The sequence below is a fragment of the Luteimicrobium sp. NPDC057192 genome (assembly GCF_042670205.1).
In the GTDB taxonomy this organism is placed as follows: domain Bacteria; phylum Actinomycetota; class Actinomycetes; order Actinomycetales; family Cellulomonadaceae; genus Luteimicrobium.
Genome location: NZ_JBHUWD010000049.1, coordinates 1 through 22449, shown reverse-complemented (window position 1 = coordinate 22449; position 22449 = coordinate 1). Strand labels below are relative to the sequence as shown.

Below are 22449 nucleotides of genomic sequence, written 5' to 3'. Positions count from 1 at the left end.
GGGTGATCGAAGCCCGCACCGCCGCCGTCGTCCGCGCCGCCGAGGAGCCCCTGCTCGCGGCGGGCGTCCCGCTCATGGAACGTGCGTCCTTCGCGCTGTCGCGAACGGTCCTGCGCGAGCTCGCGGCCCGTCGCGGGCGCGTGGCCGGGGCACGTGCGGTCCTGCTCGTCGGGGCGGGGAACAACGGCGGCGACGCGCTGTTCGCCGGGGCCTCCCTGCGCCGCCGCGGCGTCGCGGTGACCGCGTACGGCGTGAGTGCGCGCGTGCACGAGGAGGGGCGCGCCGCGCTCGTCCGTGCGGGCGGCCGGTTCGTCGCGGTCGGCGAGGCGCCCCACGACGTCGCTCCCGGCACGCGGTCCGAGGACGACCGCGGCGGCGTCGCGGACGTCGTCGCGGACGCGCGGTCGAGCGACGTCGTCGTCGACGCCGTCCTCGGCACGGGCGCGCACGGAGCCCTCCGGGGGGTCGGCGCGGCCGTCGTCGAGGGGTACGCGGACGCGGCGGCCGGCTCGGCCGGCGGCCCGCTCGTCGTGGCCGTCGACGTCCCGAGCGGCATCGGTGTCGACGACGGGACCGTGCCGGGACCCGTCCTGCGCGCGGACGTCACCGTGACGTTCGGAGCCGCGAAGCGGGGGCTCCTGCTCCCTCCGGCGGCGGCCCTCGCCGGGCGCGTCGAGGTCGTCGACATCGGGCTCGGCCTCGGAGCGCCCCGGGGCCGACGGCCGGGCGGGGGTTGGGTGCTGTGCCGGCTCGAGCCCGACGACGTCGCGGCCGTCTGGCCCGTTCCGGGAGCCTCGTCGCAGAAGTACGCGCGCGGCGTGCTCGGTGTCGTCGCGGGGACCTCGGAGTTCCCGGGCGCGGCGGTGCTCGCGGTGACGGCGGCCGTGCGTGCCGGTGTCGGCATGGTCCGCTACGTGGGACCCGACGCCGTCTCGCACGCGGTGGTCGGCGCCCGGCCCGAGGTCGTGCCCGCCCGCGGGAGGGTCCAGGCGTGGGCGGTCGGGCCCGGCCTGCCCGCGGCCGCGTCCGCCGCCGACGCGCCCGTCGAGCCCGACGTCCTCGCGCAGCACCACGAGGTCCGGGCGGCCCTCGCGGCCGCGACCGCCGAGGAGGGGCGCGTGCCCGTCGTCGTGGACGCCGGTGCGCTCTCGCTGCTGCCGGCCCGGGTCCCGCCGACGGTCGTGCTGACCCCGCACGCGGGTGAGCTCGCGACGCTGCTCCGCTCGCGCGGGCAGGACGTCGACCGGGCAGCCGTCGAGGCCGCGCCGCTCGAGCACGCGCGCCTCGCCCACGAGCTCACCGGGGCGACGGTCCTGCTCAAGGGAGCGGTGACCGTCGTCGTCGGGGCCGGGGGAGCGGAGTACGCGCAGGCCGACGGGCCGGCGTGGCTCGCGACCGCGGGAGCGGGCGACGTGCTGACGGGGCTGCTCGGCGTGCTCCTCGCAGGCCGGTCGGCGGACGTCCTGCGGGACCCGTCGCTCGCCGCGACCCTCGCGGCCGGGGCTGCCGCGGTGCACGGTCAGGCCGCGCACGCGGCCAACCCCGGCGGCCCCGTCGGCGCGCTCGCGGTCGCGGACGCGCTCCCGGGCGTCGTGGCGGACCTGCTCCGCCGGCCGTAGCGCGACGAGCCGCCACAGCGAGACCTCGCGGGCGATGTGGTCGCTGGTCGCACGACGCCGGACCCGCGGCGCGGCAACCAGCGGTCGCAGCGGGCGCTACCGTGGAGCGTGCCCCGCCGCCGGACCCCGCCGCCGCTCCCGGTGCGCGCCGGGCTCAACCCGACCCGCCTGCGGCTGCCCGTCCCGTCGTCCTCGGACCCGACGCCCGCGACCGTGCTCGCCTACCTCGTCGGCAGGTTCCCCGACGACGAGGCGCGCCTGCGCGAGAAGGTCGCCGCGGGGGAGGTCGTCCTCGAGGACGGCACGCCCGTCGACGCGGCCACCTCGTACCGCCCGCACGACACGGTCTGGCTCTACCGCGACCCGCCCGCCGAGCCCGAGCTCCCGTTCCGCGCCGAGGTGCTGTACCGCGACGACAACCTGCTCGTCGTCGACAAGCCGCACTTCGTCGCGACCCTCCCGCGCGGCGCCTACGTGGCGCGGTCCCTGCTCGTGCAGCTCCGCCGGGAGCTCGACCTGCCGGAGCTGTCGCCGATCCACCGGCTCGACCGGGTCACCGCGGGCGTCGTGGTCTTCACGGTCCGGCGCGAGGTCCGGGGCGCCTATCAGCAGCTCCTCGACCGGCGCGGGCTCGACAAGGAGTACCTCGCGGTCGCCCCGGTGCGCCCGGACCTCCGGCTGCCGGTGGTCGTCCGCAGCCGCATCGTCAAGGAGCGCGGCGTGCTGCGGGCTGCGGAGGTGCCGGGGGAGCCCAACGCGGAGAGCCGCGTCTCGCTCGTCGCTTCCCGCCCCTGGCCGGACGACGTCGCTCGCCCGCCGTGGGCGCCCGCCGACGTCGCGCCCGACCTCGGCCTCTACCGGCTCGAACCGCGTACCGGCCGCACCCACCAGCTCCGGCTGCACCTCGCGCGCCTCGGCGTCCCGATCCTCGGCGACCCGTTCTACCCGGAGCTCCGCGACGTCGCCGAGGACGACTGGTCCGACCCTCTCCAGCTCCTCGCGCGCGCCGTCGCGTTCACCGATCCCTTCACGCGCGAGCTCCGGACGTTCGAGTCGCGGCGGCGGCTCGCGGCCTGGCCGCGTGACGCGGAGTGCGAGGATGGGACACCGTGAGCCTTCCCACCGACCCGGCCACCCGGCCCCCGGCCACCCTCCGCCCGCTCGACGGCGCGGGCTACCCGGCGCGCGCCGTCGTCGACCTCGCCGCGATCCGCCACAACGTGCGGACCCTGAGCGAGAAGGCACCGGGCGCCGAGGTCCTCGCGGTCGTCAAGGCCGACGCCTACGGGCACGGCCTCGTGCCGTCCGCCCGGGCCGCCGTCGCAGGCGGGGCGACCTGGCTGGGCGTCGCGCAGGCGGCGGAGGCGCTCGCGCTCCGTGCGGCGGGCGTCGGGCCCGGCGAGGCGCGCCTCCTCACCTGGCTGCACGCGCCGGGGGTCGACTTCGCGGCGCTGCTCGAGGCGGACGTCGACGTCTCGGTCGCGGCGCCCTGGGCCGTCGACGACGTCGTCGCGGCCGCCCGCGCCACCGGTCGTACCGCTCGTGTGCACCTCAAGGTCGACACCGGCCTCGGCCGCAACGGCGTCATGGCTGACGACCTCGACGCCGTCCTCCCCGCCCTGCTCCGCGCCGAGGCGGAGGGGACCGTCCGGCTCGTCGGGCTCTGGTCGCACCTGGCGCTCGCGGACGAACCGTCGCACCCGAGCGTCCTCGCGCAGCACGAGGTGTTCGAGGACGTTCTCACGCGCGCCGAGCGGGCGGGCGCCCGGCTCGAGGTGCGGCACCTCGCGAACTCCGCGGCCACCCTGACGGCGCCCGAGCTCCACTACGACCTCGTCCGTCCCGGGCTCGCCGTGTACGGGATGTCGCCGGTGCCGCAGCTCGCGACGCCGCGTGATCTCGACCTGGTCCCGGCGATGACGGTGGAGGCGAGCCTGGCGACCGTCAAGCCTGTACGGGAAGGGCAGGGCGTCTCGTACGCCCACCTGTACACGACGACGCAGGACACGGTCCTCGGGATCGTCCCCCTCGGTTACGGGGACGGCATCCCGCGCCACGCGTCCGGCGGCAGTGCGGGCCCCGGCGGCCCGGTGCTGGTCGGGTCGGGCGACGCCGCGCGCGTCCTGCGGATCGCGGGACGCGTCTGCATGGACCAGGTCGTCCTCGACCTCGGCCCGGGCGCGACCGAGCGCGCGGGCGACGTCGTGCGGCTCTTCGGGGTCGACGAGCCGCTGCCGGGAGGGGGTGTCGCGCCGACCGCCCAGGACTGGGCCGACGCCGCAGGAACCATCAGCTACGAGATCACGACCCGCCTGGGGGCACGGATCCCGCGGGTCCACATCGACACGGAGCACGCATGAGCCGCACCTACACCCTCGACCTGCCCGACGCCGACGCGACGCGGGCCTTCGGGGCCGCCCTCGCGGCGGTCCTGCGGGCGGGCGACCTCGTCGTCCTCACGGGCGACCTCGGCGCCGGGAAGACGACGCTCACGCAGGGCATCGGCGCGGGCCTCGGTGTCCGCGGCCAGGTGGCGTCGCCGACGTTCATCATCGCCCGCGAGCACCCGCCGGTGACGCCCGGCCCGGGGCTCGTGCACGTGGACGCCTACCGCCTCGGCTCGCTCGACGAGGTCGACGCGCTCGACCTCGACTCGAGCCTCGACGAGGTCGTGACGGTCGTCGAGTGGGGCGAGGGCCTCGTCGAGCAGCTCGCCGACGACCGGCTCGAGGTGCGGCTCGAGCGGCCGCACGGCGGGTTCACGGGGGTGCCCGACGGCGAGCAGGACGAGGACGCCGGCGCCGAGGTCGGCGTGCGGCACGCCACGGTCACGGCCGTCGGGGAGCGGTGGGACGACGTCGAGCTGCCCGGCGAGCCGCCGGCCACCGCCGCCTGACCGGAGCACCGCGAGGCGGGGGGGACGTCAGCGGCCACCCGTGCGACCTCTTACGCTGGTCCCGTGGCAGTTCTTGCAGTCGACACGTCCGCGGCCGTCGCCGTCGCGCTGGTCGGGGAGGGCGGCGAGCGGCTCGCGTCGCGCGTCGTCGACGAGCAGCGCCGGCACGCCGAGCTCCTCACGCCCCTCGTCTCCGAGGTCCTCCATGACGCGCAGGTCCACCGCTCGGAGCTGACGGCCGTGGTGGCGGGCACGGGCCCGGCCCCGTTCACCGGCCTCCGTGTCGGCCTCGTGACCGCGCGCACGCTCGGGCTCTCGCTCGGCGTGCCCGTCTGGGGCGTGTGCAGCCTCGACGCGCTGGCCGCGGAGGCGGTCGGCGGCCTGGGACTCGACCCGGGCGACGAGGTCCTCGTCGCCGCTGACGCCCGCCGCCGTGAGGTCTACTGGGCGCGCTACCGCGTCGTGGCGCACGAGGGTCCGCACGGGGTGCCCGTGCTCGAGACCGTCGCCGGCCCGGACGTCGCCCGGGCCGAGGACGTCGTCGCCGCCGGTCACGCCGACGGCGCGGTCGTCGTCGGGCGTGGCGCGGCGCTGTACCCGGAGCTGGGGGCGGCCGCGACGTCTGCGGCCACGGATCCCGAGGCTTCCGGGGACGCCCCCGACGTCCCCGACCCGGTCGTGCTCGCGCGGCTCGCGCTCGCCCGCCACGCCGCCGGTGAGGACCTGCCCACGACGCCGCTGTACCTGCGACGGCCGGACGCCCAGGTGCCCGGCGCACCCAAGCGCGCGAGCGCCTGACAGCCCGACGCGCGGAGAAGGAGCGGCAGTGACGACGGACACGGACCCCGGGGTGGTCGGCACGCGGATCCGCCCCCTGCGGGCGGCCGACCTCCGGCGCGTCGTGCAGCTCGAGATCGAGCTGTTCGGTCGTGGCGCCTGGAGCTACGCGATGTTCGCGCAGGAGCTGGCCGCGCTCGGGCGCTGGTACGTGGCCGCGGAGCCGGTGCGGATCGACGCCGCGGGCTCGCACGAGCTCGTGGGCTACGCGGGCCTGTGGTTCGACGGCGACGTCACCCAGGTCATGACGATCGGCGTCGACCCTGCCTTCCAGCACCACGGGATCGGGTCGCAGCTCCTCGAGGCGCTGATCGCCCGGTCACGCGAGCTCCGGGCGGAGGCGGTGCTGCTCGAGGTCCGCGTCGACAACGAGCCCGCGCTCAACCTGTACGCCAAGTACGGGTTCGAGCAGCTGGGGATCCGCAAGCGCTACTACCAGCCCGAGGACGTCGACGCCTACACGATGCGGCTCGAGCTCTCGGACGAACCCGCCGCCGGCTGAGCGGCCGCGACCGCCGGGATCGCCTGGAGACGTACGAAGGGCGCCCGGACCGTGGTCCGGGCGCCCTTCGTGCGCGGTCGAAGCGAGGTCAGATGACCTGGGCGACGGTGTCGAAGTCAAGGCGCGCCTGGCGCGGGTGGTGCGCGTCCTCCTCGGCCGGGTGGCCGACGTTGATGACGACGAGCGACTTCCAGCCGTTCTCGGCGAACAGGTCGGCGTCGAGCGCCGCGGCGTCGAACCCCGTCATCGGGCCGACGGCGAGGCCGGCGGCGCGCAGACCCACGATGAGGTACCCGATCTGGATCAGCGCGGACGTGCGGGCCATGCCCTCACGCATCTCGACGAGCGGCTCGAACTGCTCCTCGGCGCCCTCGCGGAACGGCGCGAGCGTCTTGAGGTGGCGGTGGAAGCCCGGGTCGGCGGCCGCGACGATCGTCAGCGGGGCCGCGACGGTCTTGTCGCGGTTGAAGTCGCCCATGTGCGGGGCGAGGCGCTCGCGGCCCTCGCCCTGCTCGACGACCAGGAGGCGCAGCGGCAGGGAGTTCATGGCCGTGGGAGCCCAGCGGATGAGGTCCCAGACGGCCTCGACCTGCGCGGGCGTGACGGGCTCGTCCGAGAACTTGCTCGTGGTGTGCGCCTCGCGGAACAGGAGGTCCGCGGCGGCGTCGTCGATCACGAAGGCGGTCTCGAGGGCGTCGAGCTCGCGGTTCAGCTCGTCGGTCGTGGTGTCGATGCTCATGACGCGCACAACAGTTGAGGCGACAACCGACTTCCCGTCCGGGCCGTGACGTCCGCCACACGACGGCGCCCCACTACCCTGGGACCATGCCTGACCAGCCCGGAGCCCCCCTCGTCCTCGGCATCGAGACGTCCTGCGACGAGACCGGAGTGGCGCTCGTACGAGGCGGCGAACTCCTCGTCGACGCCGTCGCGAGCTCGATGGACGAGCATGCGCGGTTCGGCGGGATCATCCCGGAGGTCGCGAGCCGCGCCCACCTCGAGGCCATGATCCCGACGATCGAGCGGGCGCTCGGCACCGCCGACGTCGGCCTTTCCGAGGTCGACGCGATCGCGGTGACCGCGGGCCCCGGCCTCGTGGGGCCGCTCACCATCGGCGCCTCCGCCGCCAAGGCCCTCGCGCTCGGGCTCGGCAAGCCGCTCTACGGCGTCAACCACGTCATCGGCCACGCCGCCGTCGACGCGCTCGTCGACGGGCCGTTCCCGGAGCGGTTCATGGCGCTCGTGGTCTCGGGCGGGCACAGCTCGCTCCTGCTCGTCGACGACATCGCCACCCACGTCACCGAGCTCGGCTCGACCCTCGACGACGCCGCCGGCGAGGCCTTCGACAAGGTCGGCCGGCTCCTCGGCCTTCCCTACCCGGGCGGCCCCCACATCGACCGGCTCGCGCGCGAGGGGAACCCCGCCGCGATCCGCTTCCCGCGCGGCCTCACCGCAGCGAAGGACCAGGAGAAGCACGCCTACGACTTCTCCTTCTCCGGGCTCAAGACGGCCGTCGCCCGCTGGGTCGAGACGCGCCGCGACGCCGGCGAGGAGATCCCCCTGCCCGACGTCGCCGCCTCCTTCGCCGCAGCCGTCGCCGACGTGCTCACGGCCAAGACGATCGCCGCGTGCCACCGCCATGGCGTCGACACCCTCGTCGTCGGGGGCGGGTTCTCCGCGAACTCGCAGCTGCGCGACATGGCCGCCGAGCGTTGTGCCGCCGAGGGCATCACGCTCCGGATCCCGCCGATCCGCTACTGCACCGACAACGGCGCCATGATCGCGGCCCTCGGGTCGGCGGTCGTCGCGGCGGGCGTCGCGCCCTCGAACCTGGACATCGGCGTCGACTCGTCGATGCCGCTCACGACCGTCACGGTGTGACGGCCGCGGCCGTGGGCCCGCTTCGGCTCGCACGGCGGGTCGTCGTCCGTGTGGCGGGCGGTGCGGGGCTCGTCGCAGTCACGGCCTGCGGCTATGCGCTGATCGGTGTCGTGGCCTACGGCGTCCTCGTCGTGCTGGCGATGCTCACCGGCAAGGATCCGGGCGGCCCCCTCGCCGGTCCTCTTCTGGTCCTGCTCGCAGCCGTATTCGGCGGGCTGGGCGTCGTCGTGGTCCTCGTGGTGCTCGCTGTGGTGCGGGTCGTACCACGCCTGCGGTCCGAGCCGCCCCGCGCGCTCAGGGCCTGTGGCGTGGTCCTCCTCGCGGTCGCGACGGCTGTCGGCGCGGGACTCGCGTCCGTCGACGGATGGGGGACCGGGGTGGTGGCGGGCTCCGCCACGGCCGTCGCACTCGTCCCGGCCTGGGGCGCCGTGGGCGCAGCGGTCCTCGGCGGCTCGGCGCTCCGGGGCGTGCACGGCCTGCTGCGCGCGGTCCGGCCACCCGCCCGGGAGCGCGGCCGGACTAGAACGTGATGACGGTCGAGCCCTCGACGGTGAACCGGAGGAACTCGTCCCGGGCGACGCGCAGCACGAGCCCGCGGTCCCGGAGGGCGTCCTCGACGCCGTCCGCCCGTGCAGCGTTCACGCACGCGCCGACGTGGACGCCGGCGGCGACCAGCTCGTCGATCTGACGGTTGAAGGTCGCGGCCTCGTCCCCGGCGTCGGACAGCCGGCGCTGAGCGGGCCCGAAGCAGAACACCTCGACCTCCACGCCCTGCTCGTGCGCGACCTCGAGCATGCGTTGCGGGACGCGGCTGCCGAGGCTGATCGAGTCGGCGTCGTCGTGGAAGAGATGGATGACCGTCCGGGTCGTCATGGGTGTCCTCCTGGGGCTCACCCGCCGACGCTAGGACCACCCGCGCCACCGCGTCGGGCCGTCCCGCCAGGCGGTCCCCGGCCTTCCCTCCTCGACGCTGCGTCGCTACGATCGCAGCGCTCGGACGGCTGCGACGTGGCGACATGCCGTGCACCGGCGACGGTCCGAGGGCGGGAGCGTGGCATGGGCACGGAGACGAGACCGGAGCGGGCTGACGTCGGACGCGTGGAGGAGGCCCTCGAGAACGAGCTGGTCGCGTTGCGGCGTGAGCTCCACCGTCATCCCGAGCTCGCCGGGAACGAGGCCCGCACCGCGGCCCTCGTCGCCGAACGCCTGCGCGGGGCAGGGTTGACCGTGACGACGGGCGTCGGAGGGCACGGCGTCGTCGCGACGGTCGAGGGCTCGGAGCCCGGCCGGACCATCGCGTTCCGGGCCGACGTCGACGCGGTGCCGACCGACGAGCGCCCCGGCCTCGACTTCGCGTCCGAGGCGCTGGGTGCCGCGCACCTGTGCGGCCACGACCTCCACACCGCCGTCGGTGTGGGGCTCGGTGTGGTGCTCGCGCGTGCGGCCGCGCGTGGCGAGCTCGCAGGCCGCGTGGTGCTGATCTTCCAGCCCGCGGAGGAGGCGCTCGCGGGCGCCCGCGCGATGCTCGACGACGGCGTGCTGTCGGTCGCGGGCGGCGCCGGGATCGACGAGATCCACGCCTACCACTGCGGGCCGCTGCCCGTCGGGGCCGTCGCGGTCGGCCCGGGGTACGGCTTCCCGGGCATCGACTGGTTCCGGGTCGAGCTGACCGGCGACGACGCCGCCGCTCGGGCCGCAGCCGTCGTCGCCGCGGTGCGCCGCCTCGGGACGGTCGGCTTCCCGGACTCGGACGAGGCGTTCGAGCGCCTCGCCGAGGAGCTGTCGGTGCCCGACGGTCCGCACGCGACGTTCGTGCTGACGGACGCCGACGTCGACGACCGACCGGGGACCGCTGTCGTGCGGGGGTGGTTCCGGGCCTGGCCCGACAGCAGGTACGCGGAGCTGCGGGCGGAGCTCGGTGCCGTCGCCCGGGACGCGGACGCCCGGCTCACCTTCGACGGCGAGCCCTTTCCGGGCATGGTCAACGCGGTCGAGCCGAGCGTCGCCTTCGGCGACCACGTCCGGGGCGCGTTCGGGGACGCAGCCGTGGAGGTCCTCCACGCGGCGTACCCGTTCAACGGCGAGGACTTCGCGCTCTTCCTCCACGCCCTCCCCGGCGCGATGCACATCCTCGGCGTGGCCAACCCGGCGGAGGGGCTCAACGGGGTGCCGCACCACCCCGGCTTCGGCGCGGACGAGCGGGCGATCGCGTTCGGCGTCGAGGCGATGGCGGGCTTCCTCGTCGCCCGCGCCTCGGGCTGAGCGCCCCCGCCTCAGAGCGGGCGGCCCGCCCGCATCTCGGCGACCAGCGAGGCCACGACGGCGTCCAGCTCCCCGCCCGCACGCCGGGCGACAGCGCGCTGCCGCTGGTACGACGCGCCCTTGCGCAGGATCGTGCGCACCCCGTCGAGGTCGTCGGCGCACCCGAGGCCCTCGGCTACGGGCTCGAGCTCGGTGAGCAGGCGCGCGACGGCGTCCGTCACCAGCTCCTCGTTGCCCTTCGCGTCGAGGATGATGATCGCGTCCATCCCGTACCGAGCCGACCGCCACTTGTTCTCCTGCACGAACCACGGCGGGAGCGTCGGGAGCTCGGCGCCGTCGTCGAGCATGCGGGAGAACTTCTCCACGAGGCAGTGCGTGAGCGCGGCGAGGGCGCGCAGCTCGCTGATGTTCGTCACGCCGTCGAGGATGCGCGACTCCAGGGTCCCGTTGCGGGGCGAGGGCCGCAGGTCCCAGCGGACCTCGTCGAACGCGTCGATCACGCCCGTGTGCGTGAGGTCGGCGACGTACGACTCGAGCTGCGACCACTCCTCGAACTGGAACGGGAGGCCGGCGGTCGGGAGCTGCTGGAACATCAGCGCGCGGTTGGACGCGTAGTTGGTGTCGCGCCCGCCCCAGAACGGCGACGACGCCGACAGCGACTGCAGGTGCGCGAAGCACGTGAGCATGGCCCGGAGGATGGGCAGGACCTTGCGGCGGTCCTCGATGCCGACGTGCACGTGCACGCCGTAGATGAGCATCTGGCGACCCCACCACTGGGTCCGGTCGATGAGGGTGTTGTAGCGCGCCTTGTCCGTGACCTTCTGGTGCGACCACTGCGCGAACGGGTGCGTCCCCGCGCACATGAGCTCGACGCGCAACGGGTCGGTCACGGCGCGGATCTCCTCGACGGCACGTTCGAGGTCCGACGCCGCGTCGGGCACGTTCCGGCCGACGCCGGAGACCACCTCCACGGTGTTGAGGAGCAGCTCCTGCACGATGTGCGGGTGGGCGTCGCGCCCCTCGGGGCGGACGGCGTCGAGCACGGTCTGGGCGACCTGGCGGAGGTCGCCCGAGTCCTTGTCCACGAGGGCGAGCTCCCACTCGATCCCCACCGTGGAGCGCTCGGACGGCGCGAACGGCAGCTTCATGGACCTACTCTTCCATGGCGCGGGGGCTACGCGCGGGTAGCGGGCTCCACGACGAGCACGCTCTGCCGACCCGCCACGCGCGTCAGGACGAGCGTCGCCTCGGCGCTCTCCGGCGTGTTCTTCAGGCCCAGGTCGCGGCGGAGCTGCTCGGGCGTCACCGCGGTGCCCCGTTTCTTGATGGTGACCCGCCCGACGCCGTTCTCCCGCAGGTAGGCCTTGAGGCGCTTCAGGCCGAACGGCATGACGTCGAGCACCCGGTACGCGGTCGCCGCCGGGACGTCCGTCCCGTCCGACGACGCCGCCTGGGGCCCGGCGTCCGACGTCACGTACGCGATGGTCGGGTCGAGCAGACGCCCGCCCGTCTCGGCGGCGACCTGGGCGACGAGCCCCGCCCGGATGACCGCCCCGTCGGGCTCGTAGAGGTAGGTGCCGACGGGCCCGACGTCGGCGACGAGGTCCTCCTCGCCGGGGCGCGGCCCGCGGAGCTCCCGCCCCGCGACGCGACCGTCGACGCCCGAGCGCAGGACGAGCGCCGTGCGCCCCGGGCCCCGCGGTGCGAGCGGGCCGAACCACAGCGCGGCCTCGACGACGTCGCCGTCGACGGACACCCACTGGGTCTCGGCGTCGTCGGGCAGGCCGGCGTGCGCGATCCCGGGCCCGACCTTGATGCCGAGCGCGGGCACGGCGTCACGCAGGGACCAGACGGCGTCGAGCGGGGGAGCGTAGGCCGCCGGGTCGAGGACGCGGGTCCCGGTCCGGGTCCGGCGCATCGGGTCGGCGTAGACGCCGTCGACGCCTTCGGCCGCGAGGTCGAGCGCGAGCCCGTCGGCGCAGCGCACCTCCGCCTCGGGGAAGGCGCGGAGGTTGTGCGCGGCGAGGGCGGCGGTCGCCGGGTCGACGTCGGTGGCGAGGACACGCAGCCCGACGCCCGCGAACGCCAGCGCGTCCGCGCCGAGGCCGCAGGTGAGGTCGGCCACCCGTGTCGTCCCGGCCGCGAGGTAGCGCTGGGCGTGGCGTGCCGCGACGACAAGCCTCGTGGCCTGCTCGAGCCCCTCGGGCGTGAAGAGCATGCCGTCGGCGAACGGGCCGAGCTTCGCGCGCGCCTTCTCGCGCAGCCGGGTCTGGGTCAGCGCCGCGGCCGCGAGCCCCGGGTCGATCCCGCGCTCGCGCAGACCCGCGGACAGCGCGAGCGTCTGGGCCTCGTCGTACGGGGGGAGGGCCTCGAGGAGGGCGCGTCCGGCGGGCGAGGTGAGCTGTTCGACGGTCGCGAGGTCCACGGCTCGATCGTCCCACGACGCGGCTGGCACTCGCCTTGACCGAGTGCTAACGCCCACCTAGATTGGACCCGAGGCCAGCGGCACCCGCGAGGGCGCCGAGGGCTGTGTGCTCCCGCTGTGCCGGCACCCGCGACGACGGCCAGCGTGCGCGCGAACCCATCGTCAGCAGCAGTACTCAGCGAAAGGGAGGGCCCGCTGTGTCGGTCCCCATCAAGCCGCTCGAGGACCGGATCGTCGTGAAGGCCGTCGAGGCCGAGACCACGACGGCGTCCGGTCTGGTCATCCCGGACACCGCGAAGGAGAAGCCCCAGGAGGGCGAGGTCCTCGCGGTGGGCCCGGGTCGCATCGACGACAACGGCAACCGTGTCCCGCTCGACGTCGCCGTCGGCGACAAGGTCCTGTACAGCAAGTACGGGGGCACCGAGGTCAAGTACGCGGGCGAGGAGTACCTCGTGCTCTCCGCGCGCGACGTCCTCGCCGTCGTGGTCGGCTGACACCGGCTCACCTGCTTGCGGCCCGTCCGGCCGTGACGCCACGAGGCCCCGCACCCTCCCGGGTGCGGGGCCTCGTGCTGTCTCGTCCACGGTGCCGACGGCGGCGGTGCCGACGGCGCCCGTTCAGCTGACGCGGCTGAGCGCCTGCCGGTCCCGCTCGCACAGGATGGTGGTGCGCTCGTCCTCCGTGAGGCCGCCCCAGACCCCGTACGGCTCGCGCACGCGCAGCGCGTGCTCGCGGCACAGCTCCATGACCGGGCAGCTCGCGCACACGGCCTTCGCGGCCTCGTCGCGCCTGCGCCTGTTGGATCCCCGTTCGCCCTCCGGGTGGAAGAACACCTCGTCACCGGTCTGGCGGCAAGCCCCCTGGTACTGCCATTCCCACAGGTCCATCACGGGGCCGGGGAGGCGGGAGATCTCAGTCATGTCGTCGTCCTTTCGCTGGCGAACGATGCGGACGTGGCCCCCCTGGAGGATCCACGCGGTGCAGTTGCTTCGCCGACTCGGGGACCCGGACTCCTCGTGTGTGGTCCGGCCCCGTCGTCGGTGGTTCACAACCTAGCAATCGCTTCACAGATTGTTCAACCCTTCTCCGCAACGTTCTTGAATCGCTTGCCCCGGGGTGAAATGGCGCGGTGCTGACGCACTCTTGACGCGGTTCGCCGGTGGCGGTGGAGGGCGACCCTGAGCACAATCGAGGGGTGACAGGCGGCAGCACGAGCAGGCCCACGAGCATCCCGGGCCAAGGAAACGACGACGGCGACACAGAGGCCCAGACGACGGGCGGTGCCCGCGCGTCCGGTTACACCGTCGCCAGCGTCGCTCGTCGGCTCGGTGTCGCGGCTGCGACCCTGCGCACCTGGGACCGTCGCTACGGGCTCGGGCCGTCCTCGCACGTCGCCGGCGCGCACCGCCGCTACACCAGCGAGGACGTCGACCGCCTCCTCCTGATGCGCGAGCTCACGCTCGACGGCGTCGCCCCCGCCGAGGCCGCGCGCACGGCGCTCGCGGCGGGGCAGGACGAGCTGCGCAGTCGGGCGCTCGCGGCCGAGGACCTCCACGACGACCCCGAGGTCGTGAGCTCCGGTCACGCCCCTGCGGCGCCGCGGCCCGTGCTGCGCGCGATCGCGGGCGGACGGGACGCGGGCGCCGGGCGCGACGGGCGTCCGCTCGACCCCCACGCCCTCGTGACCGAGATCGTCGACGCCGCGATCGCCTACGACGAGGCGCGCTGCGACGAGCTCCTGCGGATCGCGACCGACGGCGACCCCGCGGCCTGGTGGGCGGACGTCGTCGAGCCGGCGCGGCAGCGCCTCCTCGCGCGCGTCGTCCTCGCCGGCCCGGGCGAGGCACCCGAGGTCCTGCTCAACAACGCGACGCTGCACGCGCTGCGCGTGTTCCAGGCCGAGCACGGCGACGAGGTCAACGAGCGCTCCGGACCGCCGGTCTCGCACCCGTCCCGGCTCGGTCGCATCGTCCTCGTGTTCTCGGCCATCGGCGAGCCCGTGCCCGTGCAGGCGCACGCCCTCGCGGCGGCGCTCGTCGCGCACGGCGTGACAGCCCGCGTCGTGACCGGACCGGCGGGCGCCCACCGCTCCATCGAGCTCGTCACGATGGTCCAGCCGGTCGCCGTCGTGACGGTCTCGGGGCTCACCCAGCCGCCGTGGCACCTCGTCGAGGCGATCCACGAGGCGCACCCCTCCCTCCCGATCTTCGTCGGGCTCGGGCGGGAGCAGGACGAGACCGCGGTCCCGCTCGCGCACCAGGTGCACCGGGCGCGGAGCTTCCCGGGGCTGCTGCACGAGGTCCTCGCCGTCGCGGAAGCCTGAACGGGGGCGTCGTGTGAGCCGCGTCGCACCGCGGCGCGTCGGGTCCGGGACGTCCGGTCGGCCGGGAATGGACGGCCGCCGCAGAACGTAGACTCTTGACATGACGGACGTGCCTGCCACCTACGCCTCGACGCCCGGCCAGCCGGTCCCGACGGACCCGCCGAACCCGTTCACACGGATCGGGCTGACCTACGACGACGTCCTCCTCCTCCCCGGGGAGACCGACGTCGTCCCGAGCGAGGTCGACACGACCAGCCGGCTGACCCGAGAGATCTCCCTGGCGGTCCCGCTGGTCAGCGCCGCCATGGACACGGTGACCGAGTCGCGCATGGCCATCGCGATGGCCAGGAACGGCGGCATCGGCGTCCTGCACCGCAACCTCTCGATCGCCGACCAGGCGCACCAGGTCGACGTCGTGAAGCGGTCCGAGTCCGGCATGGTCACCGACCCTGTGACGGTCGGTCCCGAGGCCACGCTCGCCGAGCTGGACGCCCTGTGCGGGCAGTACCGGGTCTCGGGCCTGCCCGTCGTCGACGAGCGCGGCGTGCTCCTCGGCATCATCACGAACCGTGACCTGCGCTTCGTCGCGAGCGCCGACTACGAGACGCGTCGCGTGCGCGAGGTCATGACGCCGATGCCGCTCGTCACGGCTCCCGTCGGGATCGCCCGCGACGAGGCCGCAGCGATCCTCGCCAAGCACAAGATCGAGAAGCTGCCCCTGGTCGACGCCGACGGGCGCCTGGGCGGGCTCATCACCGTCAAGGACTTCGTCAAGACCGAGCAGTACCCGAACGCCACGAAGGACGCCGAGGGTCGCCTCCGCGTCGGCGCCGCGATCGGGTACTTCGGCGACGCCTGGGAGCGTGCGACGACGCTCGTCGAGGCCGGCGTCGACGTCCTCGTCGCCGACACCGCGCACGGGCACGTCCGGCTGCTGCTCGACATGGTCCGCCGCCTGAAGACGGACCCCGCGACGCGCCACGTCCAGGTCATCGGCGGCAACGTCGCGACCCGCGAGGGCTCGCAGGCGTTCGTCGAGGCCGGTGCCGACGCGATCAAGGTGGGCGTGGGCCCGGGCTCGATCTGCACCACCCGCATCGTCACGGGCGTCGGGGCGCCGCAGATCACGGCCGTCTGGGAGGCCTCGCTCGCCGCGCGCGCCGCGGGGATCCCCGTCATCGCCGACGGCGGCCTGCAGTACTCGGGCGAGATCGCGAAGGCGATCGTGGCCGGTGCCGAGACCGTCATGCTCGGCTCGCTCCTCGCGGGCTGCGACGAGGCTCCGGGCGACCTCATCTTCGTCAACGGCAAGCAGTTCAAGGCGTACCGCGGCATGGGCTCGCTCGGCGCGATGAGCTCGCGCGGCAAGAAGTCCTACTCGAAGGACCGCTACTTCCAGGCCGAGGTCACGAGCGACGACAAGCTCGTCCCCGAGGGCATCGAGGGCCGGGTCGCGTACCGGGGCCCGCTGGCCGCGGTCGCGCACCAGCTCGTCGGCGGGCTGCGCCAGTCGATGTTCTACGTCGGCGCGCGCACGGTCCCCGAGCTGCAGCAGCGCGGCCAGTTCGTCCGGATCACGCAGGCGAGCCTCAAGGAGTCGCACCCGCACGACATCCAGATGACCGTCGAGGCCCCCAACTACCAGGGGAGCTGAGGCTCAGGCCCGGCGGCGGGGCTCCGCCGCCGGGCCGGTCTGGCCCTCGAGGGCGCGCCAGCGCTCGAGCTCGGCGGTCCAGGCGCGGTGCTGGTCGACCTGGTAGGCGTGCAGCGTCGTGAGGTCCATCACGGCGAGCTGCGGGTAGGCGGCGGTCATCGCGGCGAGCAGGTCGAGGGTCGCGACGACGTCGACGTCGGCGGCGTGGAGACCGGCCGCCTCCAGGTCCTCGGGGTCGAGCACGCCGTAGGCCGAGCACAGCGCGCCGAGCGTGCGGCCGCCGCGGCGCAGCGGCACGAGCGCGCGGTCGAGGACGAGCGGGTCGACGACGGCGGGAACCGGCCGCCCGAGCCGCTCCGGCAGGGTCCGGAGCCCGTGCCGTGCGAGCTCGGCGTCCAGGAGCACCAGGTCGAAGCCCGCGTTGAACGCGACGACGGGGACGCCCTCCGCGAGCGCCTCGTGCAGCACCGACGCGATCTCCTCGAGCGCCTCGCGCGGCGGCTGTCCGTACGTGCGGGCCTGCTCGGTCGAGATCCGGTGGATCGCGGCCGCGCCGTCGGGGATCTCGACGCCCGGGTCGATCAGCCACGTGCGCACGGACGTCTCGACGCCGGGCGTGCGGTGCACGAGCGCGGCGGACACGATCCGGTCCCCCAGGGGGTCGACTCCCGTGGTCTCGGTGTCGAAGCCGAGGAGGGGCGAGGTCGTCCACGTGCCCGTGCTCATGCGGTCAGGATGGCACCGGCCGCCCACACGGCGACGCAGGCCGGGGACGGGAGGACGCCGCACCCTAGACTGGTCCGGTGAGCAACGAGATCGAGATCGGCCGTGGCAAGCGTGGGCGCCGTGCCTACTCCTTCGACGACGTCGCGGTCGTCCCCTCGCGGCGGACGCGCGACCCCGAGGACGTCTCGGTCGGCTGGCAGATCGACGCGTACCACTTCGACCTCCCGATCGTCGCGGCCCCCATGGACTCGGTGATGAGCCCCGAGACCGCGGTCGCGCTCGGCAACGCCGGCGGGCTCGGTGTGCTCGACCTCGAGGGGCTGTGGACCCGGTACGAGGACCCGCGCCCCCTGCTCGAGGAGATCGCGACGCTCCCGCCCGAGCAGGCGACCGGCCGCATGCAGGAGATCTACTCCGCACCGATCCTCCCGGACCTCGTCACGCAGCGGCTCAAGGAGATCCGCGCGGCGGGCGTCACGGTCGCCGGCGCGCTCTCGCCGCAGCGCACCCAGGAGCTCTCGCAGACGGTCGTGGACGCGGGCGTCGACCTGTTCGTCATCCGGGGCACGACGGTGTCGGCCGAGCACGTCTCCTCGAACGCCGAGCCGCTCAACCTCAAGCGGTTCATCTACGAGCTCGACGTCCCCGTGATCGTGGGCGGGGCGTCCACGTACACCGCGGCGCTGCACCTCATGCGGACCGGTGCGGCGGGCGTCCTCGTGGGCTTCGGCGGCGGCGCCGCGCACACGACGCGCGTCTCGCTCGGCATCCACGCGCCCATGGCGACGGCCGTCGCGGACGTCGCGGCCGCGCGTCGCGACTACCTCGACGAGTCGGGTGGCCGGTACGTGCACGTCATCGCGGACGGCGGTGTCGGCCGGTCCGGCGACCTCGTGAAGGCGGTCGCGTGCGGCGCGGACGCGGTCATGATCGGCGCGGCCCTGGCGCGCGCGCAGGAGGCACCGGGCGCCGGCTGGCACTGGGGCTCGGAGGCGCACCACGCGCAGCTCCCGCGCGGCGAGCGGGTGCGCGTCGGCACCGCCGGGACGCTCGAGGAGATCCTCTTCGGGCCGGGGCGCCAGGCCGACGGCACGCTCAACCTCGTGGGTGCGCTGCGCCGCGCGATGGCGACGACGGGCTACTCGGACCTCAAGGAGTTCCAGCGCGTCGAGGTCGTCGTCTCGCCGTACCAGCCCCGCTGACCGCAGGGAGCCTGCTGTGACCCCTCCTCCCACCCCTGCCGGGTCGGGGCCGTCCGGGACGCGCGACGGCGTCGGGCTGCGGCTGCCTGCGCCCGAGCTGCGCGTCGTCGAGGTCACCGACGACGACGTCGCCCCGCTCGTCGCGCTGTGGACGGCGTGCGGCCTCACTCGGCCCTGGAACGACCCCGAGCGCGACATCGCCGACGCCCGCGCGACGGCCACGTCGACGGTCCTGGTCGGGCACGTCGACGTGGCGGGGGCGGACGTCGTCGTGAGCAGCGCGCTGGCCGGCTACGACGGCCACCGCGGCTGGCTGTACTACGTGGCCGTGGACGCCGCCTGGCAGGGCCGGGGGTTCGGTCGCGAGACCGTCGTGGCGGCCGAGGCGTGGCTCGCCGCGCAGGGCGCGAGCAAGGTCCAGCTCATGGTGCGGCACACGAACGGCGACGCGACGGGCTTCTACGCGGCCCTCGGCTACACGGACCAGGAGACGACGGTCCTGGGGCGCCGCTTCCCCCTCGCGCAGGGTGGCCCTGACGTCGACCCGGGGCCGTCGACCACCTAGGACTCGCGGTACCGGACGCGTAGCCTGGGGCCATGGCAGACAGCACGGACGACGTCAGCGTCGACGGCCTCCTCGACCCCGACAGCCCCACCGCGACGTACGCGCTCGAGCCCGACGTCGTCGCGCCGCTCCTCGACCGGCTCGCCAGCTCGCGCGGGGCGGGCGAGAACCGCACCGTGGCGCCCTTCACGGGTGCGCCGCTGGTCGCGGTGCCCCTGTCCTCGGAGCAGGACGTCGCGGACGCCGTGGCGCGGGCCCGCGAGGCGCAGAAGGCCTGGTCCGCGGTCCCGGTCCGGGAGCGCGAGAAGGTGCTGCTGCGGCTGCACGACGTCGTGCTCGACCGGCAGTCCGAGGTGCTCGACCTCCTCCAGCTCGAGAACGGCAAGTCGCGCACGAGCGCGTTCGACGAGGTCATGGACGTCGCTCAGGTGGCCCGCCACTACGGCCTCCGCGCCCACCGCTACCTGCAGACCCGGCGCGTGCCCGGCATGATCCCGGGACTCACGAGCACGCGGATCCTGCGGCACCCGGTCGGCGTCGTCGGCGTGATCGCGCCGTGGAACTACCCGCTGACCCTCACGTTGTCCGACATCCTCCCGGCGCTCGTCGCGGGCAACGCGGCCGTCGTCAAGCCCGACCTGCAGACCCCGCTCACCATGCTCTGGGCCGCGGAGGCGCTCGAGGACGCCGGCCTGCCGGCCGGCGTCGTGCAGGTCGTGTACGGGGGGCCCGAGGTGGGCAGGGCGCTCACCGGGTCCGTCGACCACATCGTGTTCACGGGCTCGACGGCCGTCGGCCGCACGGTCGCCGCGCAGGCGGGCGAGCGGCTCATCGGTGCCACGCTCGAGCTCGGCGGCAAGAACCCGCTCTACGTCGCGGCCGACGCGGACGTCGCCTCCGCGGCGCGCGGCGTCGTGCGGGCGTGCTTCGCCAACACGGGCCAGCTCTGCATGTCGATCGAGCGGCTGATCCTCCACGAGCAGGTCGCCGACGAGTTCCTCGACGAGTTCGTCCCGCTCGTGCGCGACCTCACGATGGGCCCCGGGCTCGACTACCGCCACCAGGTGGGCTCGCTGACGTCCCAGGCCCAGCTCGACCGGGTCGTCGCGCACGTCGACGACGCGATCGCGCGCGGCGCCACCGTCCTCGCGGGCGGCGTGCACCGCGCCGACCTCGGCCCGTACTTCTACGCCCCGACGGTCCTCGACGGCGTGCCCGACGACGCGGTGTGCGCCCGCGAGGAGACGTTCGGCCCGGTGGTCTCGGTCGGGCGGGTGGCGTCGGACGACGAGGCCGTCGACGCGATGAACGACACCGAGTTCGGGCTGAACGCGAGCATCTGGACGGGGGACACGGGGCGCGGTCGCCGACTGGCCGCGCGCGTCCAGGCGGGCTCCGTGAACATCAACGACGGGTACGCCGCGGCCTGGGGGTCGGTCTCCGCGCCGCTCGGCGGCTTCAAGGCGTCGGGGCTGGGGCGGCGGCACGGCCGCGAGGGGATCGAGGCGGTCACCGAGGTCCAGACGGTCGCGGTCGAGCGCGGCGTGGCCCGCGGCCTGAGCTTCGACACCCTCCACGAGCGGCCGGGCGAGCAGTGGACCTCGCTGATGACCCGCGCGTTCCGGGCGATGAAGGCGACGCGCCTGCCGTAGCGCGGGCGATCGTCGTCGCGCGGGCGGCGGGTCCGGCCCGGAAGGACTAGCATCTGGTCTAGACCACTCTTCCGCCGAGGATCGAGGAACCATGTCGCACGTGACCAGTGCTGCCACCGACGACGCCGACGCCCCGCGCACCGTGCTGCACGGCGTCGGGGTAGGACGGGCGGGTGTCGTCGGGCCCGTCGTCCAGGTGGCGGGCGCGCCCGCGGTGCCGGGTGACGAGCCGGGGACGGCGCCCGGCGAGGCCGAGGCGGTGCAGGAGCGCGTCACCGCGGCGTTCGACGCGGTCGCGGCGGGGCTGCGTGCCCAGGCCGACGCCGCGTCCGGGGCGGCCGTCGAGGTGCTCGGCGCGACCGCGCAGATGGCCGACGACAAGGCGCTCCGCAAGCAGACCGCGGCGGGGATCGCGGGCGGGTCCGGGCCGGTGGCGGCGCTCGACCGGGCCGTCGACGGGTTCGCGACCATGTTCGAGCAGGCCGGGGGGTACCTGGCCGAGCGGGTCACCGACCTGCGGTCGGTCCGCGACCGGGTCGTGGCCCGGATCCTCGGGGTGCCGGAGCCCGGCGTGCCCGCGCTCACCCGGCCGTCCGTCGTCGTCGGGAAGGACCTCGCGCCCGCCGACACCGCGACGCTCGACGTGAGCCACGTCCTCGCGATCGTCACCGAGCTCGGCGGCCCCACCTCGCACACGGCCATCATCGCCGGCCAGCTCGGCATCCCGTGCATCGTTCGCGCGGGCGGGGCGACCGGGCTCGCCGACGGCACCGTCGTCGCCGTCGACGCCGCCGCCGGGACCGTCGAGGTGGACCCGGCGCCCGAGGTCGCGGACGGCTTCGCGCAGCGCGCCGAGGTCGCGGCGCGGCTCGCCGAGGACCACGCCCCGGGTGCGACCGCGGACGGGCACGGCGTCCTCCTGCTCGCGAACATCGGCACCGCGGAGGACGCCGAGCGCGCCGCCGCGCAGGCCGTCGAGGGGTCGGGGCTGTTCCGCACCGAGGTCCTGTTCCTCGACGCCGAGACCGCGCCGACCCGCGAGGGCCAGGCCGCGACCTACGCGCGGGCGCTGCGGGCGTTCGGGGGCCGCAAGGTCGTGGTCCGGACGCTCGACGCCGGCGCCGACAAGCCGCTCAAGTTCGCCACCCAGCCGGACGAGGAGAACCCGGCGCTCGGCGTGCGCGGCTACCGGCTCGTGCGGACCGTGCCCGACGTCGTCACCACCCAGCTCGAGGCGCTCGGCGACGCACGGCGCGAGACCGGGCTCGAGCCCTGGGTCATGGCGCCCATGATCGCGACGCCGGGGGAGGCCCGGGACTTCGCCGCCGCGGCCCACGCGCAGGGCATCACGAAGGTCGGCGTCATGGTCGAGATCCCCGCCGCCGCGCTGCGGGCCGACGCGATCCTCGCCGAGGTCGACTTCGTCTCCATCGGTTCCAACGACCTCGCCCAGTACACGATGGCGACCGACCGGCTGCGCGGGGAGCTCGCCGACCTCATCGACATGTGGCAGCCCGCCGTCCTCGACCTCGTGGCCGCGACCGCGGCCGCCGGACAGCGGGCCGGCAAGGACGTCGGGGTGTGCGGCGAGTCCGCGTCCGACCCGCTCATGGCCGTCGTGCTGACGGGGCTCGGGATCACGAGCCTGTCCATGGCGCCCGTCGCCGTGCCCGCCGTCCGGTTCGCGGTCAAGGCGCACACCTTCGCGCAGGCGCAGGCCGTCGCGCAGGCCGCGCTGGCCGCCGACGACGCCCACGGCGCCCGGGCCGCGGCGCTCGCCGCCCTGGCCCCCGGCGTCGCGGACGCCCTCGGCCTGGCGTAGCCACGCCCCAGCCCCAGCCGCCCGGCGCCCCTAAGGCACGAGATACCGAGATCCGGCCGAGATACCGATCCTGCATCGGTATC

Annotated in this window: 22 protein-coding genes; 16 read left to right on the top strand and 6 right to left on the bottom strand. The window is 75.0% G+C overall.

Annotated elements, in window-relative coordinates:
• Positions 1-2 precede the first annotated feature (2 nt).
• The 6 genes from ACFT5B_RS18145 to rimI all read left to right on the top strand — a co-directional run bounded on the left by ACFT5B_RS18145 (position 3) and on the right by rimI (position 5854).
• A complete protein-coding gene (locus ACFT5B_RS18145; protein WP_386800581.1) occupies positions 3-1619 on the top strand; it encodes an NAD(P)H-hydrate epimerase in 1617 nt (538 codons plus the stop codon).
• A gap of 108 nt (positions 1620-1727) precedes the next feature.
• Positions 1728-2732, top strand: coding sequence for a pseudouridine synthase (locus ACFT5B_RS18140; RefSeq protein WP_386800580.1), 1005 nt, complete (start codon positions 1728-1730; stop codon positions 2730-2732).
• Entirely contained in the window at positions 2729-3979 is a 1251-nt protein-coding gene (gene alr / locus ACFT5B_RS18135; protein ID WP_386800579.1) for an alanine racemase, read from the top strand. The genes ACFT5B_RS18140 and alr overlap by 4 nt, the downstream gene beginning before the upstream one ends.
• Positions 3976-4515: a tRNA (adenosine(37)-N6)-threonylcarbamoyltransferase complex ATPase subunit type 1 TsaE gene (gene tsaE / locus ACFT5B_RS18130; RefSeq protein ID WP_386800578.1), complete on the top strand. Its 540-nt coding sequence runs from the start codon at positions 3976-3978 to the stop codon at positions 4513-4515. Before alr ends, tsaE begins: the two co-directional genes overlap by 4 nt.
• A 63-nt stretch (positions 4516-4578) precedes the next feature.
• Positions 4579-5313 (top strand): tRNA (adenosine(37)-N6)-threonylcarbamoyltransferase complex dimerization subunit type 1 TsaB, encoded by a 735-nt coding sequence (tsaB, locus tag ACFT5B_RS18125; protein WP_386800577.1) that lies wholly within the window; start codon positions 4579-4581, stop codon positions 5311-5313.
• Positions 5314-5341: 28 nt separating this feature from the next.
• Positions 5342-5854: a ribosomal protein S18-alanine N-acetyltransferase gene (gene rimI / locus ACFT5B_RS18120; protein WP_386800576.1), complete on the top strand. Its 513-nt coding sequence runs from the start codon at positions 5342-5344 to the stop codon at positions 5852-5854.
• Positions 5855-5942: 88 nt separating this feature from the next.
• Here rimI and ACFT5B_RS18115 read toward each other — a convergent pair whose 3' ends face one another.
• Complete coding sequence (locus tag ACFT5B_RS18115; protein ID WP_386800575.1) at positions 5943-6593, bottom strand: malonic semialdehyde reductase; 651 nt, start codon at positions 6591-6593, stop codon at positions 5943-5945.
• 86 nt (positions 6594-6679) lie between these two features.
• Here ACFT5B_RS18115 and tsaD point away from each other — a divergent pair, with 86 nt between their 5' ends.
• Both tsaD and ACFT5B_RS18105 read left to right on the top strand, forming a co-directional pair.
• Positions 6680-7735, top strand: a complete 1056-nt coding sequence (gene tsaD, locus ACFT5B_RS18110; protein WP_386800574.1) for a tRNA (adenosine(37)-N6)-threonylcarbamoyltransferase complex transferase subunit TsaD — start codon at positions 6680-6682, stop codon at positions 7733-7735.
• The gene (locus tag ACFT5B_RS18105; RefSeq protein WP_386800573.1) at positions 7732-8265 is read left to right on the top strand and encodes a hypothetical protein; all 534 of its coding nucleotides are present in this window, start codon (positions 7732-7734) and stop codon (positions 8263-8265) included. Before tsaD ends, ACFT5B_RS18105 begins: the two co-directional genes overlap by 4 nt.
• Here ACFT5B_RS18105 and ACFT5B_RS18100 read toward each other — a convergent pair.
• Positions 8255-8608 carry a DsrE family protein gene (locus tag ACFT5B_RS18100; protein ID WP_386800572.1) on the bottom strand — a complete coding sequence of 118 codons (354 nt, stop codon included), beginning with the start codon at positions 8606-8608 and terminating at the stop codon, positions 8255-8257. The two genes, ACFT5B_RS18105 and ACFT5B_RS18100, sit on opposite strands and share 11 nt — an antisense overlap.
• Positions 8609-8791: 183 nt before the next feature.
• On the opposite strand from ACFT5B_RS18100, the gene ACFT5B_RS18095 reads away from it, so the two are divergent.
• The gene (locus ACFT5B_RS18095; protein ID WP_386800571.1) at positions 8792-9997 is read left to right on the top strand and encodes a M20 family metallopeptidase; all 1206 of its coding nucleotides are present in this window, start codon (positions 8792-8794) and stop codon (positions 9995-9997) included.
• An 11-nt stretch (positions 9998-10008) separates the two neighbouring features.
• Here ACFT5B_RS18095 and ACFT5B_RS18090 read toward each other — a convergent pair whose 3' ends face one another.
• The gene (locus ACFT5B_RS18090) at positions 10009-11145 is read right to left on the bottom strand and encodes a glutamate--cysteine ligase (RefSeq protein ID WP_386800570.1); all 1137 of its coding nucleotides are present in this window, start codon (positions 11143-11145) and stop codon (positions 10009-10011) included.
• Between the two features lie 26 nt (positions 11146-11171).
• Positions 11172-12422: a methyltransferase domain-containing protein gene (locus ACFT5B_RS18085; RefSeq protein WP_386800569.1), complete on the bottom strand. Its 1251-nt coding sequence runs from the start codon at positions 12420-12422 to the stop codon at positions 11172-11174.
• A gap of 197 nt (positions 12423-12619) precedes the next feature.
• Here ACFT5B_RS18085 and groES point away from each other — a divergent pair, with 197 nt between their 5' ends.
• Complete coding sequence (gene groES / locus ACFT5B_RS18080; protein WP_036953208.1) at positions 12620-12916, top strand: co-chaperone GroES; 297 nt, start codon at positions 12620-12622, stop codon at positions 12914-12916.
• 123 nt (positions 12917-13039) lie between these two features.
• Here the strand turns inward: groES and ACFT5B_RS18075 are convergent, their stop codons facing one another.
• On the bottom strand, positions 13040-13342 hold the full coding sequence (locus ACFT5B_RS18075) for a WhiB family transcriptional regulator (protein ID WP_386800568.1): 303 nt from the start codon (positions 13340-13342) through the stop codon (positions 13040-13042).
• A gap of 275 nt (positions 13343-13617) precedes the next feature.
• Between ACFT5B_RS18075 and ACFT5B_RS18070 the strand changes: the two genes are divergently transcribed.
• Together ACFT5B_RS18070 and guaB are read left to right on the top strand one after the other, a co-directional pair.
• Complete coding sequence (locus ACFT5B_RS18070) at positions 13618-14745, top strand: MerR family transcriptional regulator (protein ID WP_386800567.1); 1128 nt, start codon at positions 13618-13620, stop codon at positions 14743-14745.
• Between the two features lie 100 nt (positions 14746-14845).
• Positions 14846-16399 carry an IMP dehydrogenase gene (gene guaB, locus ACFT5B_RS18065; RefSeq protein ID WP_386800566.1) on the top strand — a complete coding sequence of 518 codons (1554 nt, stop codon included), beginning with the start codon at positions 14846-14848 and terminating at the stop codon, positions 16397-16399.
• Between the two features lie 3 nt (positions 16400-16402).
• On the opposite strand, the gene ACFT5B_RS18060 is transcribed toward guaB, so the two are convergent.
• Positions 16403-17125: an exonuclease domain-containing protein gene (locus ACFT5B_RS18060; RefSeq protein WP_386800565.1), complete on the bottom strand. Its 723-nt coding sequence runs from the start codon at positions 17123-17125 to the stop codon at positions 16403-16405.
• Positions 17126-17202: 77 nt separating this feature from the next.
• Here ACFT5B_RS18060 and ACFT5B_RS18055 point away from each other — a divergent pair, with 77 nt between their 5' ends.
• From ACFT5B_RS18055 to ACFT5B_RS18040, 4 genes are all read left to right on the top strand, one after another.
• Positions 17203-18327 (top strand): GuaB3 family IMP dehydrogenase-related protein, encoded by a 1125-nt coding sequence (locus ACFT5B_RS18055; RefSeq protein ID WP_386800564.1) that lies wholly within the window; start codon positions 17203-17205, stop codon positions 18325-18327.
• Between the two features lie 16 nt (positions 18328-18343).
• On the top strand, positions 18344-18892 hold the full coding sequence (locus tag ACFT5B_RS18050) for a GNAT family acetyltransferase (protein WP_386800563.1): 549 nt from the start codon (positions 18344-18346) through the stop codon (positions 18890-18892).
• 32 nt (positions 18893-18924) lie between these two features.
• Entirely contained in the window at positions 18925-20544 is a 1620-nt protein-coding gene (locus ACFT5B_RS18045; protein ID WP_386800562.1) for a succinic semialdehyde dehydrogenase, read from the top strand.
• A 91-nt stretch (positions 20545-20635) separates the two neighbouring features.
• On the top strand, positions 20636-22366 hold the full coding sequence (locus ACFT5B_RS18040) for a phosphoenolpyruvate--protein phosphotransferase (RefSeq protein WP_386800561.1): 1731 nt from the start codon (positions 20636-20638) through the stop codon (positions 22364-22366).
• The last annotated feature ends 83 nt before the right edge of the window (positions 22367-22449 follow it).